We start from the raw sequence: 14,471 nt of genomic DNA, 5'->3' as shown, positions 1-14,471 counted from the left end.
TTGCTCCCACAGGCAATTGGAGTGCCCCCAAGAAGTTGGACACCAATCCAACCCCTTGGGAGCAGTCCACACCTGTGGGAGCGGCCTTGTGTCGCGAAAGGGCCGCAGAGCGGCCCCGGCAATCTAGAAACTGATCGAAGCCGAAAGCCGAGCGGTACGCGGTGCCCCCTGGAACAGGTAGTTATCCCCCAGGTAATCGCCCACATCGCGCCAGTATCGCTTGTCCAGCACGTTATCCACCGTCAGCCGCAGCACCGTGTCATACCCGCCAACATGGGTACTGTAGCGGCTGCCAAGGTCGAACACGGTATACCCGCCAACCTCCACATTGCCCGCCTGGCTCGCATACTTGCTGGCGCTATACCGCGCCCCGCCCAGCAGCGCCAGCCCCGGAACCGGCAGGGTATATTCCGCATGCAGCGCCGCCCGGAATTTAGGCACGTTGATCGCCTGGTGCCCTTCATAGGCTTCGGTGCCGCTGTTCTGCACCCGCGCCCGAATGGCTGCCGCACTGGCCTGTACCTGCAGGTTAGGGGTCACCCGACCGCTGGCGCCCAGTTCCAGGCCGGTATTTTTCTGCTGGCCTTGCTGCACGTAGGTGAAATTGCCGGTGCCGTCCGGGCGCGCGTACTGGTACGCCTGGCGGATCTGGAACAGGGCGGCACTCAGGCTCAGGCCTTGCCAGTCGTGCTTGAGGCCAAGTTCCAGTTGGCGGGAGGTGGTGGGTGCAAGGATCTCAGCTGCATTGCTGGCGAACCAGGGTGCTGTGCCTCCGGCAGACAGGCCCTTGGCGTAGCTGGCGTATACCGTGGTGTTTGGCTGCGGTTTGTAGATAAGCGCAGCGTTGGGCAGCAGCTCGTATTGGCGGGTATGGCGCCCGGCTACGCCGTTCTCGTCCCAGGTCTTTTCATCCAGGCGCACTTCACGGGCGCCCAACACAGTCTGCCATTGCTCGTTGAAGCTGATGCGGTCGCTGACGAACAAGCCGTACTGGCGGCTGTCCAGCCGGCGTTCGCTGGTGCCGACGGGTTTGTCGGACGGATCGAGGTCCGGGGCGCTGGTATGGATGTTGCCGGTACCAAGCCACTCGTTGTAGTACGGGCGCTGATCCAGTGTGCGTCGCTGCGCACTGGTACCCACGGTCACCTCGTGCCCCACCCCCAGCGCATCGAAGTGCCCGTTGAGCATGGCCTGTGCCTCGTCGGTACGGCGGGTATCGTCGGGGCTGCGGAAGTCATAGATGTCGTAGTCGCCATTACTGCCGAAAAACGCCCCCTCGCTCGAACCCCAGGCAAACGCGCTGTAGTCGTCGATCACCACTTTGCTGCGGGAGGCGCTCAAGGTGCCGGTCCAGGTATCGTTGAAGCGGTATTCGAAGCGGCCGCCCAGGTTCAGCGAGTCGTTCTGCACGGGCTTTGCCCAATGCTGGTAGGCCAGGCGGTCTTCCGGGTCGATGCCGTGTGGCACTTCAGTGCCACCGAGCAGCTGGTAACCCGGCACCGACGACTGTTTGCGGTGTTGATACTCGGCATCCAGCTGCAGGGTGGCATCCGGGTTGATCTGCCAGTCGAATGCCAGCGAGGCGAAGTCGCGCTTGCCGTCAGCGTGGTCGACGTAGGTGCGGATGTCTTCATGGGCCAGGTTGGCGCGCAGGCCGAACTGCTTTTCGCTGCCGAACCAGCCGCCAAGGTCGGTGGCCAGATAGCGTTCGCCCTGTTCGTTGGTCGATACCGTGACGCTGCGTATGTCTTCGGCCCGCTTGGTCACATAGTTGATCAAGCCGCCCGGCTCCGACACGCCGGTCTGCAGCCCGGACAGGCCCTTGAGCAATTCCACCTGCTGCTTGTTTTCCAGGGCTACGTTCTGTTCGCCGGCAATGGTCTGGCCATTGATGCGATAGCTACTGGCGGCGTTCAGCTCGAAGCCGCGCACATTGAAGTTTTCGTAGTAGCCGATGGGGGCATAACTTTCGCCGACCGAGGCATCGCTTTGCAACACTTCGCTAAGCTTGCGTACCTGGCGGTCTTCCAGCAACTGCTGGCTGAACACGCTGATAGAGGCGGGGGTGTCGAGCAGTGGCGCGGGCTGGAAGCCGCCCACCGCGGCCTGGCGTACCTGGTAGCCATCATTGGCGTAGGTGTCGGAGACCTGCAACGGGGCCAGCACCACGCTGTCTTCGGCAAGCACAGAGGGGCACTGCAGGACCAGGCCCAGGCTGAGCAGGCTCAGGGGCAGACGGGGGTGATGCGGGGGCATGCGGTGGGGCTCCTGGATGCGCGATACCTGTACTGGCCCTTTCGCGGGTAAACCCGCTCCTACACTGGTTGGTGGTACACCGGTTGGGATACACCAGTTGGTGATGCACCGGGCGGCGATACACCCGTGGGTGATGCACCGGGTGGCGATACACCGGTTGGTGATGCACCAGGAGGTGATACACCGGTTGGTGATACCCCTGTAGGAGCGGGTTTACCCGCGAAGAGGCCGGCACAGGCCATGAAAAAGGCGGCATCTTACCAGCCGCCTTCCACATAAAACGATCCAGGCCCAGTGTATTCCGTCAGCCTGTCCTGATCGGCCGCTTGTGCTGCCGCCAGTTGTCATCGATCTTCGACCACGTCTTGCCATCGGTAATGGCCATCAGCTTGCGTCCATCCTTGAAGGTGGCCAGAAAGGTTGCTTCTTCTTCCTTGCCACCCAACCACAGCCCGGCCAGCAGCCCTACTGGCCCTGCCACCAGGGCGCCGGCCACGCCCCAGCCCAAGGCGCTGCCAAGGCTGCGGTTGGTTTCCAGGCTGGCCAGCCGCAAGTCGCTGATGCGTGCCAGGGAAATCCGCTCACCGGGTGAGGGGCTGCGTGCGGTCTTGAGTGTGAGCGATCCATTGCGATACTCGCCTTCACCTTGCAAGAAATCGCCGGACTGTACCGTGAGTCTTGTCATAAATTCATCCTGTCAGGGAAAGGGCATTCCAGCGCTTAATGAGCGCTGCCCCGGCAGGCAAGTCAACGGCATTGCGACGGAGGGTAGTGCGGTACTTTGTCGCCGTGGCTGGCCTCTTGGCGGGCACACCCGTACCCACAGGCGTATCACTGCCCTGAGGTTTGTGAAACACCTGTGGGAGCGGGCGTGCCCGCGAAGAATCCAGCGAGCGTTTTTCAGGCCACCTGCAAGGCATTCTTGCGCTTGCGTTCGGCCCATCCCCAGGCCAGCAACGCCAGCCCGCCAATCAACAGCCCGGCCACCACGATCCCCATCCAGCCCTGGCGCTGGAACAGCTGCGTGCCCAGCAACGACCCAAGCGCCCCGCCGATGAAGTAGCAGGTGATATAACCGGCATTCAGCCGCGTACGTGCCTCGGGCCGCAGGGCGATCACCGCGTTCTGGTTGCTCACATGCACCAGCTGTACCGCCAGGTCCAGCATCAGCACCCCCAGCAGCAAGGCGAGCAGGGACTGTTCGGCAAACCCCAGCGGCACCCACGACAGCAGCAACACCACCAGGCCCACGGTGGTACCCAGCGCGCCCTTGCCGCGGTCTGCCAGGCGCCCGGCCCAGTTGGCCGACAACGCACCCGCCGCACCGGCCAGGCCGAACAGGCCGATCACTGCATCCGAATAGTGGTAGGGGCCTTTCGCCAGCAGAAACGCCAGGGGTGTCCAGAACAGGGCGAACAGGCTGAATGCCAACAGACCGAGCAGCGAGCGCAGGCGCAGCACGGGCTCTTCGATGAACAGACGGAACACGGAGCCGATCAGCGCCGGGTATTTCAGCCCGGCGTGGCTGTGGTGCTGTGGCAGGCTGCGGTACAGCGCCACGGCGGTAACTGCCATCAGCACGGCGGCCAGCACGTAGATACTGCGCCAGCCACCCAGCTCGGCCATAAAGCCGGCAGCAGTACGCGCCAGCAGGATGCCCAGCAGCAGGCCGCTCATCAGTGTGCCGACCGCGCGCCCACGCTGGTGCGGCTCGCTCAGGGTCGCTGCCATCGGCACGAGGATCTGTGCCACCACCGAGAACAGCCCGGTCAGCGCCGTGCCGAGCAGCAGCCAGGGCAGGCTGGGTGCGCAGGCGCTGATGACCAGGCCCAAGGTGGAGACAACGGTCATCACGGTAATCAGCCGGCGCTGCTCGAACAGGTCGCCTAGCGGTGCCAGCAGCAACAGGCCGGCGCCATAGCTGAGCTGCGCGGCAATCACGATGCTGCCGGCACTGGCGGTGCTCAAGCCAAACTGCTGGGCGATGCTGTGCAGCAGCGGTTGGGCGTAGTAGTTGCTGGCCACGGCCAGGCCTGTGGCGGTGGCCATCAGCAGGATCAAGGCGCGGCTAAGAGTGGGGGTGTGCATACAATTCTCGTGGGGCAGTCGTGGGTGGTGATGATTATCAGCAAGTGTCAGGCATGACACCAATGTATAGTTTTCAGCCTATTCATCTTGAAAGCAGATAGATCGATGAACCTCAAGCAGCTCGAATATGCCCTTGCCGTGGCCGACACCGGCAGTTTTACCCGCGCGGCGGAGCGCTGCCATGTGGTGCAGTCGGCCCTTAGCCATCAAGTGGCGCGGCTGGAGGCGCAGCTGGGGGTGAGCCTGTTCGAGCGTAGTTCGCGGCGGGTACGCCTGACACCTGCGGGGGAGGCCTTTGTGCTCAGTGCTCGGCCCGCGGTGGAGGCGGCTCGGCGCATTGCCGATGACGTGGCAGCGGCCTGCGGCCAGGTGCGCGGGCGGCTGGCGATTGGTGAAATCAGCTCGCTCACCGCGCTGGACCTGGTCGACCTGTTGGCGGTGTTCCACGGTCGTTATCCGGATGTGGATGTGCGCTGGCTCACGGCCAAGAGCGAATTGCTGATCGCTGATGTGCTCGAGCGGCGCCTGGACGTGGGCTTTATCGGGCTGTGGCAAGGCGAAGTCGTGCAGGGGGTGCAGCATCGGTTGCTGGCCAGGGAAGAACTGGTGGCGGTGTTGCCGTTGGGGCATCGCCTGGCGGGCAGGGCACAGCTGGCGCTGGCTGACCTGGCAGGTGAAGTGTTGGTGGACTTCCCCGAAGGCACCGGGGCGCGACGCCAGACCGACGAGGCGTTTCAGGCGGTGGGGTTGCAGCGCAGGGTGCAGTTCGAGATCGGGCATGTTCGTCTGGTGGAGAAGTTCGTGCAGCGGGGCATGGCCGTCGGCCTGGTGCCCGAGCGGGTGGCTCAAGGCATCGAAGGTGTAGCAGTGGCGCGGTTGGTGGATGCGCCGGTGCGGCACTTGTATGCGGTGTGGTCGTCCAGCCCCACACCGGCTGCCCGGGCTTTTCTGGACGTGATGGAGCAGTGCCTGGGGGCACACAAAGGCTAGCCTGTGCCGGCGTTGTCGCGGCACAGGCAACCGTTCAATCAGGCTGCAAACCCACCATCTACAGTCAGGCTGGCCCCGGTGATATACCCGGCTTCAGGGCCGGCCAGGTATGCCACAAAGCTGGCAATTTCTTCCGGCTCGCCATACCGCCCAATGGCCATCAGCGGAATCAGGCTCTCGGCAAACTCGCCACTGGCCGGGTTCATGTCGGTGTCCACTGGGCCGGGCTGCACATTGTTCACGGTAATGCCCTGCGGCCCGAGGTCGCGTGCCATGCCGCGGGTCAGGCCAACCAGTGCCGACTTGCTCATGGCGTACGGTGCACCACCGGCAAACGGCATGCGTTCAGCGTTGGTGCTGCCAATGTTGATGATACGACCGCCCTGGCCCATATAGCGTGCGGCGGCCTGGCTGGCGACGAACACGCTGCGTACGTTCACGGCCAGCATGCGATCGAAGTCGGCCAGGTCAAACTCTGTCACCGGGGCCACTGCCAGCACACCGGCGTTGTTGACCAGGATATCCAGCCGGCCCAAGGCCTTCACGGTGTCATCCACCGCCAGCTGCACGGCCGCGGCATCAGCGCTGTCAGCCCGCAGGGCCAAGGCTTTGCCGCCGTTTTCGGTAATTTCCCGGGCCAGTTCTTCAGCCGGGCCGGCAGAGCTGACATAGGTGAAGGCCACTTGCGCGCCTTCGCGGGCCAGGCGCCGCACGATGGCTGCACCAATGCCTCGGGAACCGCCCTGAACCAGGGCCACTTTGCCTTCGAGTGTAAGTTGCTTGGACATGCTGATCTCCTGCTGGAAGCCAGGCCGAAATGCCTTGGATGGGCACAGTATCGGCGCTCGATTGCCTACTGATAAGATGGTAATTACTATCAGCAGAGTAAACCTTTGGTTGCTAATCATGGCCATGGAATCATTCAGCGCGTTGGAATGCTTCATCCGCAGTGCCGAGGTCGGCAGTTTTGCCGAAGCCGCCAGGCGCCTGAGCCTTACCCCGGCTGCGGTGGGCAAGCACGTTGCGCAGCTGGAAGCGCGCCTGGGTGTGCGGTTGTTCCAGCGTAGTACCCGCAAGCTGACCTTGACCGAAGCGGGGCAGCGTTTTCTTGGCGAGGTCAGTGACAGCTTTCGCACCATTCAGTACGCCGTGGCCAACCTGGCCAGTGCAGAAGGCCAGCCGGCCGGGTCGTTACGGGTGAGCATGGGCACGGTGTTCGGGCGTTTGTACGTGCTGCCGTTGCTGGGGGAATTCTTGCGCCGTTACCCGGCGATTACCCCGGATTGGCATTTCGACAACCGCCAGGTCGACCTGATCGGCCAGGGTTTCGATGCAGCGATTGGCGGTGGTTTCGAACTGCCGCCAGGGGTGGTGGCGCGCAAGCTGACCCCCGCGCACCGGGTGTTGGTGGCGGCGCCGGCTTATCTGCAGCGGCACGCGCCGATAGAAGACCCGCAGGCGCTGCAACGCCATGACGGCATCCTGGTGCGGTCACCGCAGACCGGGCGGGTGCGCTCGTGGCCGTTGACCAGCCGCTGGCAGGCGCAGCAGCCGCTGCAATTGCGTCAGGCGATGACCATGAGCGATTCGGACGCGGCGTGCGCGGTGGCCGAGCAGGCGCTGGGCATTGCCCTGGTGAGCCTGCCGTTTGCCGTGCCCTATTTGCTGGCCGGGCGCCTGCTGCGGGTGTTGCCGGACTGGTATGTGGATGATGGGCATATCAGCCTGTATTTCGCTGAGCACAAGCTGTTGCCGGGTAAGACCCGGGCGTTCATCGATTTTGTGGTGGAGCAGTTTGCCGAGCAGGGGCTGGCGGGGCGGTTCGATGCCCTGCAGGCCCTTTAGAGAATTATTGCCTGTGCCGGCCCTTTCGCGGGCCCGCCCGCGCCCACAGGGATATCAAAGCCCTGAAGGCAGTGGGACCCTTGTGGGAGCGGGCGGGCCCGCGAAGAGGCCGGTTCAGACAACATCGACAATGAACGATACCTGCGCCCCCAGGCTCACCTCGTCATCCACCCGCTTGCCCAGCAACAGCTGCCCCAGCGGCGAACGTGGGGTAATCACCGTCACCAACCCGTCGCCTTCGCCAATCTTCAACCCCGCTGCCTCAGGCCCGAGAAACAGCCGGCGCTGCCCGCCATCTTCATTTTCCAGGATCACCAGGTTGCTTACCTGCACACCGCGCGCCGGGTCGTAATCACGCAGCAGCAACTGCTGGTAGATCACCAGCGCCTGGCGGATCTCGGCACTGCGGCGGGCCTGGCCGGTGGCCAGATACGAGGCCTCCAGACCCAGCGTGTCATACTTGTTCTCGGCAATGTTCTCTTCGGCGGTGGCGGCCTCGTAGGCGGTTTGCGCCGCGCGGGTCAGCACGTCCAGGTCATGCGCGAGGGTGGCGACAATCAGCGCCAGCAGGTGGGGCTTGTCCATGGTCAGTAACAGAACTCCAGCACGTTGGCCTGGCTTTTTTCGGTGGGCGCGGTACGGTTTTGCTGCAGCCAGAACTGGCACTTGGGGCTGTTAAGGTTGCGCGGGTTGCCTTGGGCGACATCGGCGGCCTGTTGCAGCGCCTGTTTGTGCAGGATGTCCTTGTAGCGTTCGAACATCTCGGCCTGGGCATCCTGGTCAGTGGCCGGTGCAGGCGTTGCAACGGGGCGGCCTGCGTGCGGGGCTACAACCTGGGCCAGAGGTTGCACCTGCTGTGGCCACAACTGCTGGGCCAGCCACAGGCTTGCGGCAATGGCCATGGCGCCTAGCCACAGGCCCAAGGCAACGCACATGATCAACGACAACGGCTTGAGGGTGATCTTCAGTTCACGGTGGCGCGGCATGGCAGCCTCCTGGCAGCGTGGTAGGGGTGCATTGTCGCATGCGCTTGGGCATTTTTCTGCGCAGGTGCTTTTGTCTGCGCCAATTTATGCGCAGAATTCGCGGTTTTTGCACCCGCACGGGAGGGGCGCATGAAAGCCACCTGGGACATCTTCTGCAGCGTCGTCGACAACTACGGCGATATTGGCGTGACCTGGCGCTTGGCCCGGCAGTTGGTGGCCGAGCACGGCCTGGCGGTGCGCCTGTGGGTGGATGACCTCAACGCTTTCACGCCCATGTGCCCTGGCGCCGACGCCACGGCGGCGCAACAGTGGCAGCACGGTGTGGATGTGCGCCACTGGCCGGCAGCGTGGTTGCCGGTGGCACCGGCCGATGTGGTGATCGGCGCGTTCGCCTGCCAGTTGCCCGCGGCGTATGTCGAGGCCATGCGCGCCCGTCCGCAGCCGCCGCTCTGGCTCAACCTCGAGTACCTGAGTGCCGAGGACTGGGTGGAGGGTTGCCATGGTTTGCCTTCGCCGCAGCCCAACGGTTTGCGCAAGGTATTTTTCTTCCCGGGTTTTACCGACAAAACGGGTGGTTTGCTGCGCGAGGGTTCGCTGCTGGCCCGGCGTGACGCGTTCCAGCAGTCGGCGGAGGCGCGCCGTGCCTTTTTGCAGGGGCTTGGTGTCGACCTTGTGCCGGGTGCGCTGCTGATCTCGCTGTTCGCCTATGAAAACCCGCAGTTGGGCAGCTGGCTTGATGCCCTGACCACAGCTGACCAGGCCTGCCACCTGTTGGTCCCGCAAGGGCGCATCGTCGCGGGGCTCAGCCAGTGGTTGGGCGAGGGGCCGCTGCACGTGGGTGATGTACGCACCCGTGGGGCGCTGACCGTTCAGGTGCTGCCTTTCGTCAGCCAGGACGATTTCGACCGGCTGTTATGGAGCTGTGACTTCAATGCCGTGCGTGGCGAAGACTCGTTCGTGCGTGCGCAGTGGGCGGGGCAGCCGATGCTGTGGCATATCTATGTGCAGGACGAGAATGCCCATTGGGAAAAACTCGAAGCGTTCCTCGCGCATTATCGCTGCGGCCTGTCAGACGATGCCGATGCAGCCCTGCTGGGCCTGTGGCGTGCCTGGAACATGAATATCGACATGGGCCAGGCGTGGCGGGCGGCCCGCCAGCATTGGCCGGAACTGCAGCAGCATGCCCGCCTTTGGGGGGCGCGACAGGCCGCTCAGCCGGACCTTGCCACAGCGCTAGTACACTTTTACCGAAATTCGCTATGATACGCGGCCTCGATTTTTATAAATCCATCCAGATTCGGATACTTCGTAATGAAAACTGGTAAAGAACTGAAACCCGGTACCGTCCTGCGGATCGACAACGACCCGTGGCTGGTTCAAAAAGCTGAGTTCACCAAGTCGGGCCGTAACAGCGCGATCATGAAGACCAAGCTGAAGAACCTGCTGACCGGCTACAAGACCGAAACCGTATACGGTGCGGACGACAAGCTGGACGACGTGATTCTGGATCGCAAAGAAGCGACCCTGTCGTTCATCAATGGTGACGAGTACACCTTCATGGACACCACCGACTACACCATGTACGAGCTGAACGCCGAGGACATCGAAGCCGTTCTGCCGTACATCGAAGAAGGCATGGAAGACGTCTGCGAAGCCGTGTTCTTCGAAGGCCGTCTGGTGTCGGTTGAGCTGCCGACCACCATCAGCCGTAAAGTTGTCTACACCGAGAACGCTGCTCGCGGTGACACCTCCGGCAAAGTCATGAAGCCTGCCAAGCTGGCGAACGGTACCGAGATCTCGGTGGCCGACTTCATCCAGATCGACGAGTGGATCGACATCGACACTCGCGACAACAGCTTCAAAGGCCGCTCCAAGAAGTAATGCTTCTTGCGAGACGCAAAAAACCCGGCGCAAGCCGGGTTTTTTTGTGCCTGTGTTTTCCCAATCCTCAGCGCGTGCTTGTGCTCGCGCTTTTGTGGGAGCGGCCTTGCGTCGCGATAGGGCCGCAAGGCGGCCCCGGCAATTTCTGCCTACATGCCGAACGCCTGGGGCCGCTTCGCGGCCCGTTCGCGACGCAAGGCCGCTCCCACAGGGGGGGGGGGCGGCCAGCCTTTGCGCCTTAGACGGTTACGTGCAGGCGCACATCCACATTACCGCGGGTGGCATTGGAGTACGGGCAAACCTGATGCGCCTTTTCCACCAGCCCTTCGGCATCGGCCTGGGCCAGGCCCGGCAGGTTGATGTGCAGGTCGATGTCCAGGCCGAAACCGCCCGGGATCTGGCCGATGCCCACCTTGGCGGTGATCGAGGCATCTGCCGGCAGGGCTTTCTTCTCTTGCCCGGCCACGAACTTCAAGGCGCCGATGAAGCAGGCCGAGTAACCGGCGGCGAACATCTGCTCGGGGTTGGTGCCGTCACCGCCCGCGCCGCCCAGCTCTTTGGGGGTGCTGAGCTTGACTTCCAGCTTGCCGTCGCTGGAGCGGGATTTGCCGTCGCGCCCACCGGTGGAGGTTGCTTCTGCGATGTACAGTGGAGTGACCTTTTGCATCTTGAGCCTCGCTAATGTGCTGTGCGCTCCCGTTTGCAGGAGGGCGGGGGTTGGTGTGGGATTTAAATTAGCGCGCAATTAGTTAGTGCGCAAGATAAATCATCGCCGTTCATCGGAACGGCCATTTCACAGCATAGCGCTCAGAGGTTTTTCTGCAGGTTTTCGCGCAGGTTCAGCAGGTCGGCTTGCAGTTTCTGCAATTGCTCAAGGCTCCGCCCGCTGGCCTTGAGAATGCACGGCGGCACCTCTTTGGCCTGCTGTTGCAGGGCGCGGCCTTTGTCGGTCAGCTGTACCATCACTACCCGTTCATCTTCGCGGCTGCGGTTGCGCTGCAGCAGGCCTTCGCTTTCGAGGCGCTTGAGCAGCGGGGTCAGCGAGCCTGGGTCGGTCAGCAGGTGCTGGCTGATTTCGCCCACGGTCAGGCCGTCACGCTCCCAGAGCACGAGCATGGCAAGGTATTGCGGGTAGGTCAGGCCCAGCGCCTGCAGCAGCGGCTTGTAGACCTTGGTCATCAGCAACGAGGTGGAGTGCAGGGCGAAACAGACCTGGTTGTCCAGCAGCAGCTCGTCACAAGAGGCTTGGGTGTCGGCGTTCATGCAGGTCCTTGAAAGTCATCAATGGAAAATTCTGGCACGCTGATCATCAGTGCGCGAATTAATCGCGCAGTTCACTGCGCAAGGCCAGGTCCCAGGGTGGAATCGGGCTGAAGCGGCTCTTGAGGAATTCGAGCAGCAAACGGCTGCGAGAGTTCGTTTCATGTGCCAGGCGTAGCGCGTAAATGCCGCTGGTCTCGGCTTCAGGCATGCCGCCGTCGCAAAACAACGGGATCAGCTCGCCGCGCAGCAGGTACTCACTGATCAGCCAGGTGGGCAGGTGGGCTATCCCCAGGCCGGCGAGGGCGCCGAACAGCAGGGTTTCGGCATTGTTGGCAGCCATGCGCATGCGCGCGGGGCGGTACAGGCGGGTTTGCCCGGCCACACTGAAGCGCCAGGCGAACGGCGGCGCCAGGCCATCCCAGTCCAGCCCGTCATGCCCAGGCAGTTCGCTGGGGCAGGTGGGGATGCCGCGGCTGGCCAGGTAGGCGGGGCTGGCGCAGGCGATGCGCACCATGTAGGCAAGCGGTGTGGCGACCAGACGGGTGTCGGCCAAGGGGCCGGCGCGCAGCACCAGGTCGACCTCGCCCAGGTGGCTGCCCTGCAGGTCGACGAAGCTGTCGATCAGCCGCAGTTGCACGTCCAGGCCCGGGTAGGCCACCAGGAAGTCGGCAATGGCCGGGGCCAGGTGGCGGCGGCCAAACGCGGCAGGGGCGTCGATGCGGATCAGGCCTTCCGGGGCATTGCTCAGTGACACCGCTTCAGCCCGGGCCAGGCGCAACTCCTCGATGATGCGCCTGGCCCGCTCGGCAAAGGCGTTGCCTGCAGGCGTGGCCCGCACCGCGTGGGTGCTGCGGGTGAACAGGCGGCTGCCGACGGCGCTTTCCAGGTTGTCGATGCGCCGTGCTACCGCAGACGGGGTCAGCGGGTGGCGACGGGCGGCGGCAGAAAAGCTGCCGGTTTCCAGCACATCGAGGAACAGGCTCAATTGGTCGGTCAGGGTATCGGGGCTCATGGCTGCCTTGCTTTTGCGAAAAACGCACAGCCATTGTGCGCTGCTGTGCGTTTCCCCGCCAGCGCACACTCGTTAGCATGCTCGCATTATTGGTACAGGCGGACGAGGCCCTGATGATCGAGTGGTTGTTGTATATCGTGCTGGGCGCTGCCCTGGGCACCATGGGGGGCTTGTTCGGCATTGGTGGCGGGCTGATTGCGATTCCGGCGTTGGGCGTGTTGTTTGGCCTGGACCAGCAGTTGGCGCAGGGGACCGCGTTGGTGATGGTGGTGCCGAACGTGCTGCTGGCGCTGTGGCGGTATCACCAGCGCAACCGCATCGCGTTGCGCCATGCGTTGCCGCTGTCGGCGTGCAGCTTCTTGTTTGCCTGGCTGGGGTCGATCTGGGCGGTGGGGCTTGATGCGCATTCCATGCGCCTGGGTTTTGTCGGCTTCCTGATAGCCTTGGCGGTGTGGAACGTGGTGCGGATGTTCATGAAGGTGTCGCCGCCGAGTGCCGAGCTGCGCCATGCCTGGCCGTGGCTGGGGGTGCTGGGCAGCTTTGCCGGCACCATGGGCGGCTTGTTCGGGGTGGGAGGGGCCGTGGTGGCCACGCCGATCCTGACCAGTGTATTCGGCGCTACTCAGGTGGTGGCGCAGGGGCTGTCACTGGCGCTGGCGGCGCCGAGTACCTTGGTCACGCTGGTGACCTATGGCGTGCACCATAGTGTTGACTGGGGGGTGGGGATTCCCTTGGCGGTGGGGGGCTTGCTCAGTATCAGCTGGGGCGTGAAGCTGGCCCACGCGTTGCCGGAGAAGGTATTGCGGGCGATGTTCTGTGTGTTCCTGGTGGTCTGTGCGGTGATGCTGGGGTTTGAGCTTTGAGAGGTTGGGGCCGTTTTTCGGCCCCCGATCACTTGAAACCCTCAACGATGTAGTCGGCCATGCAGTCGGTGATTGGCGAGGGGGTCTGCGTACTGCGCACCAGCATTACATTGGCCATGGGCAACTGTGGCAGCCCTTCGCTCTCACCCAGAATGCGGATGTTGCCCCCGATCAGGCTCTGCAGCTGCGCGGTCACTGCCAGCCCGGCGGTGACGATGGCAAAGATTGCCGCCAGGCTTGGGCTGGTGTAGGCAATACGGTAATCGATGCCCTGTGCCTCCAGCGCATTGCAGGTCCAGGCGCGACAGAAGCAGTCGGTGTTGAACAGCGCCACCGGCATCGGCCGCTGTTCGTGCGGGCAAAAGCCTTCTGCCGCGGCCCACACCAGGCGTTCCTGGCGTAGCAGCTGGCCAATTTCGTTGCCGGGCTCGCGGGTGACGATGGTCAGGTCCAGGTCCTGGCGCAGCATCAACTGCTTGGACGAATCGCAATGCACTTCCACCTGCACCAGCGGGTAGGCCTGGGCAAAGCTCGACAAGATGGTCGGCAGGAAGCGCATGGCGTAGTCGTCTGGTGTGCCGATGCGCACCAGCCCAACCATGTGCGGCATGCGCAGGGTGTTGAACACCTCGCCATGCAACTTGAGAATGCGTCGGGCATACCCCAGCAGTACCTGGCCTTCGGCGGTCAGCCGCACCTGACGGCCATCACGTTCGAATAGCTGGCGCTGCAGAATGTCTTCTTCCAGGCGTTTCATCTGCATGCTGACCGCTGACTGGGTGCGGTTGACCACTTCGCCTGCGCGGGTAAAGCCGCCTTGCTCGGCAATGGCGACGAAGGTGCGCAGGACGTCCGCGTCGAGGCTCTGGTACTGGGACATTGCATCAATCTCCGAGATGCATCGCATCAGAAACATTCGTTGGATTGATCTTATGCCTGGCGTGAGACTGAGGCCATCAACACGGAGGGCTTCACGATGAAAGGTCATGTCAGCAGCATCCAGCAACCTGCCTTTTCCCTGAGCTACCTGTGGCATGCGGCCTTGCAGCGTCCGGCGCGTTGGCTGGAGTTGTACCGACAGCGTCAGGAGCTGGCCAGCCTCAGTGATGCAACCTTGCGCGACTTGGGGTTGAGTCGGGCGGATATCCAGCAAGAGGCCGAGCGGCATTTCTGGGATGATCCATTGAGGAAGTGATGCCATGCGTGGCAGTCGCTTCTGCTCCAGCTCCAGCTCCAGTTCCGGTTCCAGCTCCAGCTTTTGCTCTTGCTCTTGCTTTTGCTTCTAAG

The 14,471-nt window shown here is 63.3% G+C and carries 16 protein-coding genes; 6 read left to right on the top strand and 10 right to left on the bottom strand.

Features of this window, described 5'->3' with window-relative positions:
• Positions 1–123: 123 nt before the first annotated feature.
• From ACF8Q6_RS13290 to ACF8Q6_RS13280, 3 genes are all read right to left on the bottom strand, one after another.
• Positions 124–2,256 carry a TonB-dependent siderophore receptor gene (locus tag ACF8Q6_RS13290; protein WP_392494436.1) on the bottom strand — a complete coding sequence of 711 codons (2,133 nt, stop codon included), beginning with the start codon at positions 2,254–2,256 and terminating at the stop codon, positions 124–126.
• A gap of 304 nt (positions 2,257–2,560) precedes the next feature.
• The gene (locus ACF8Q6_RS13285; RefSeq protein WP_012053335.1) at positions 2,561–2,941 is read right to left on the bottom strand and encodes a hypothetical protein; all 381 of its coding nucleotides are present in this window, start codon (positions 2,939–2,941) and stop codon (positions 2,561–2,563) included.
• Between the two features lie 215 nt (positions 2,942–3,156).
• Entirely contained in the window at positions 3,157–4,344 is a 1,188-nt protein-coding gene (locus ACF8Q6_RS13280) for an MFS transporter (protein ID WP_392494438.1), read from the bottom strand.
• Positions 4,345–4,449: 105 nt separating this feature from the next.
• Here ACF8Q6_RS13280 and ACF8Q6_RS13275 point away from each other — a divergent pair, with 105 nt between their 5' ends.
• Positions 4,450–5,334 (top strand): LysR family transcriptional regulator, encoded by an 885-nt coding sequence (locus tag ACF8Q6_RS13275; RefSeq protein ID WP_392494440.1) that lies wholly within the window; start codon positions 4,450–4,452, stop codon positions 5,332–5,334.
• A gap of 38 nt (positions 5,335–5,372) precedes the next feature.
• Here the strand turns inward: ACF8Q6_RS13275 and ACF8Q6_RS13270 are convergent, their stop codons facing one another.
• The gene (locus tag ACF8Q6_RS13270; protein WP_003252861.1) at positions 5,373–6,122 is read right to left on the bottom strand and encodes a 3-oxoacyl-ACP reductase family protein; all 750 of its coding nucleotides are present in this window, start codon (positions 6,120–6,122) and stop codon (positions 5,373–5,375) included.
• Between the two features lie 118 nt (positions 6,123–6,240).
• On the opposite strand from ACF8Q6_RS13270, the gene ACF8Q6_RS13265 reads away from it, so the two are divergent.
• Positions 6,241–7,179, top strand: coding sequence for a LysR family transcriptional regulator (locus ACF8Q6_RS13265; protein ID WP_017147843.1), 939 nt, complete (start codon positions 6,241–6,243; stop codon positions 7,177–7,179).
• A 114-nt stretch (positions 7,180–7,293) separates the two neighbouring features.
• Here ACF8Q6_RS13265 and ACF8Q6_RS13260 read toward each other — a convergent pair whose 3' ends face one another.
• Both ACF8Q6_RS13260 and ACF8Q6_RS13255 read right to left on the bottom strand, forming a co-directional pair.
• Positions 7,294–7,764, bottom strand: a complete 471-nt coding sequence (locus ACF8Q6_RS13260) for a transcription elongation factor GreAB (RefSeq protein WP_392498922.1) — start codon at positions 7,762–7,764, stop codon at positions 7,294–7,296.
• Between the two features lie 2 nt (positions 7,765–7,766).
• Positions 7,767–8,165: a hypothetical protein gene (locus tag ACF8Q6_RS13255; protein ID WP_392492543.1), complete on the bottom strand. Its 399-nt coding sequence runs from the start codon at positions 8,163–8,165 to the stop codon at positions 7,767–7,769.
• Between the two features lie 129 nt (positions 8,166–8,294).
• Between ACF8Q6_RS13255 and earP the strand changes: the two genes are divergently transcribed.
• Positions 8,295–9,428, top strand: coding sequence for an elongation factor P maturation arginine rhamnosyltransferase EarP (gene earP, locus ACF8Q6_RS13250; protein WP_392492541.1), 1,134 nt, complete (start codon positions 8,295–8,297; stop codon positions 9,426–9,428).
• 48 nt (positions 9,429–9,476) lie between these two features.
• Positions 9,477–10,046, top strand: a complete 570-nt coding sequence (gene efp / locus ACF8Q6_RS13245; protein WP_003252871.1) for an elongation factor P — start codon at positions 9,477–9,479, stop codon at positions 10,044–10,046.
• A 238-nt stretch (positions 10,047–10,284) separates the two neighbouring features.
• On the opposite strand, the gene ACF8Q6_RS13240 is transcribed toward efp, so the two are convergent.
• From ACF8Q6_RS13240 to ACF8Q6_RS13230, 3 genes are all read right to left on the bottom strand, one after another.
• Entirely contained in the window at positions 10,285–10,713 is a 429-nt protein-coding gene (locus tag ACF8Q6_RS13240; RefSeq protein WP_012053329.1) for an organic hydroperoxide resistance protein, read from the bottom strand.
• A 140-nt stretch (positions 10,714–10,853) separates the two neighbouring features.
• The gene (locus ACF8Q6_RS13235) at positions 10,854–11,309 is read right to left on the bottom strand and encodes a MarR family winged helix-turn-helix transcriptional regulator (protein ID WP_012053328.1); all 456 of its coding nucleotides are present in this window, start codon (positions 11,307–11,309) and stop codon (positions 10,854–10,856) included.
• A gap of 58 nt (positions 11,310–11,367) precedes the next feature.
• A complete protein-coding gene (locus ACF8Q6_RS13230) occupies positions 11,368–12,321 on the bottom strand; it encodes a LysR family transcriptional regulator (protein ID WP_098089177.1) in 954 nt (317 codons plus the stop codon).
• Positions 12,322–12,434: 113 nt separating this feature from the next.
• On the opposite strand from ACF8Q6_RS13230, the gene ACF8Q6_RS13225 reads away from it, so the two are divergent.
• A complete protein-coding gene (locus ACF8Q6_RS13225) occupies positions 12,435–13,184 on the top strand; it encodes a sulfite exporter TauE/SafE family protein (RefSeq protein WP_392490198.1) in 750 nt (249 codons plus the stop codon).
• Between the two features lie 28 nt (positions 13,185–13,212).
• Here ACF8Q6_RS13225 and ACF8Q6_RS13220 read toward each other — a convergent pair whose 3' ends face one another.
• A complete protein-coding gene (locus ACF8Q6_RS13220) occupies positions 13,213–14,064 on the bottom strand; it encodes a LysR substrate-binding domain-containing protein (RefSeq protein ID WP_003252879.1) in 852 nt (283 codons plus the stop codon).
• 96 nt (positions 14,065–14,160) lie between these two features.
• Between ACF8Q6_RS13220 and ACF8Q6_RS13215 the strand changes: the two genes are divergently transcribed.
• Positions 14,161–14,379, top strand: a complete 219-nt coding sequence (locus ACF8Q6_RS13215) for a DUF1127 domain-containing protein (protein WP_014591954.1) — start codon at positions 14,161–14,163, stop codon at positions 14,377–14,379.
• Positions 14,380–14,471: the final 92 nt, after the last annotated feature.

The sequence above is a fragment of the Pseudomonas sp. GLN_2 genome (assembly GCF_043106005.1).
Classification (GTDB): Bacteria; Pseudomonadota; Gammaproteobacteria; order Pseudomonadales; family Pseudomonadaceae; genus Aquipseudomonas; species Aquipseudomonas alloputida.
Note: the sequence above shows the minus strand (reverse complement) of the source record. Positions and strands in the feature narration are given on the sequence as shown.

What these genes read in the sequence shown, in the direction of transcription:
- ACF8Q6_RS13215 (WP_014591954.1), top strand. Translation starts at nt 14,161, where the DNA reads ATGAAAGGTCATGTCAGCAGCATCCAGCAACCTGCCTTTTCCCTGAGC.
- earP (WP_392492541.1), top strand. Translation starts at nt 8,295, where the DNA reads ATGAAAGCCACCTGGGACATCTTCTGCAGCGTCGTCGACAACTACGGC.
- ACF8Q6_RS13225 (WP_392490198.1), top strand. Translation starts at nt 12,435, where the DNA reads ATGATCGAGTGGTTGTTGTATATCGTGCTGGGCGCTGCCCTGGGCACC.
- ACF8Q6_RS13255 (WP_392492543.1), bottom strand. Translation starts at nt 8,165, where the DNA reads ATGCCGCGCCACCGTGAACTGAAGATCACCCTCAAGCCGTTGTCGTTG.
- ACF8Q6_RS13260 (WP_392498922.1), bottom strand. Translation starts at nt 7,764, where the DNA reads ATGGACAAGCCCCACCTGCTGGCGCTGATTGTCGCCACCCTCGCGCAT.
- ACF8Q6_RS13235 (WP_012053328.1), bottom strand. Translation starts at nt 11,309, where the DNA reads ATGAACGCCGACACCCAAGCCTCTTGTGACGAGCTGCTGCTGGACAAC.
- ACF8Q6_RS13280 (WP_392494438.1), bottom strand. Translation starts at nt 4,344, where the DNA reads ATGCACACCCCCACTCTTAGCCGCGCCTTGATCCTGCTGATGGCCACC.
- ACF8Q6_RS13270 (WP_003252861.1), bottom strand. Translation starts at nt 6,122, where the DNA reads ATGTCCAAGCAACTTACACTCGAAGGCAAAGTGGCCCTGGTTCAGGGC.
- ACF8Q6_RS13275 (WP_392494440.1), top strand. Translation starts at nt 4,450, where the DNA reads ATGAACCTCAAGCAGCTCGAATATGCCCTTGCCGTGGCCGACACCGGC.
- ACF8Q6_RS13265 (WP_017147843.1), top strand. Translation starts at nt 6,241, where the DNA reads ATGGCCATGGAATCATTCAGCGCGTTGGAATGCTTCATCCGCAGTGCC.
- efp (WP_003252871.1), top strand. Translation starts at nt 9,477, where the DNA reads ATGAAAACTGGTAAAGAACTGAAACCCGGTACCGTCCTGCGGATCGAC.
- ACF8Q6_RS13290 (WP_392494436.1), bottom strand. Translation starts at nt 2,256, where the DNA reads ATGCCCCCGCATCACCCCCGTCTGCCCCTGAGCCTGCTCAGCCTGGGC.
- ACF8Q6_RS13220 (WP_003252879.1), bottom strand. Translation starts at nt 14,064, where the DNA reads ATGTCCCAGTACCAGAGCCTCGACGCGGACGTCCTGCGCACCTTCGTC.
- ACF8Q6_RS13285 (WP_012053335.1), bottom strand. Translation starts at nt 2,941, where the DNA reads ATGACAAGACTCACGGTACAGTCCGGCGATTTCTTGCAAGGTGAAGGC.
- ACF8Q6_RS13230 (WP_098089177.1), bottom strand. Translation starts at nt 12,321, where the DNA reads ATGAGCCCCGATACCCTGACCGACCAATTGAGCCTGTTCCTCGATGTG.
- ACF8Q6_RS13240 (WP_012053329.1), bottom strand. Translation starts at nt 10,713, where the DNA reads ATGCAAAAGGTCACTCCACTGTACATCGCAGAAGCAACCTCCACCGGT.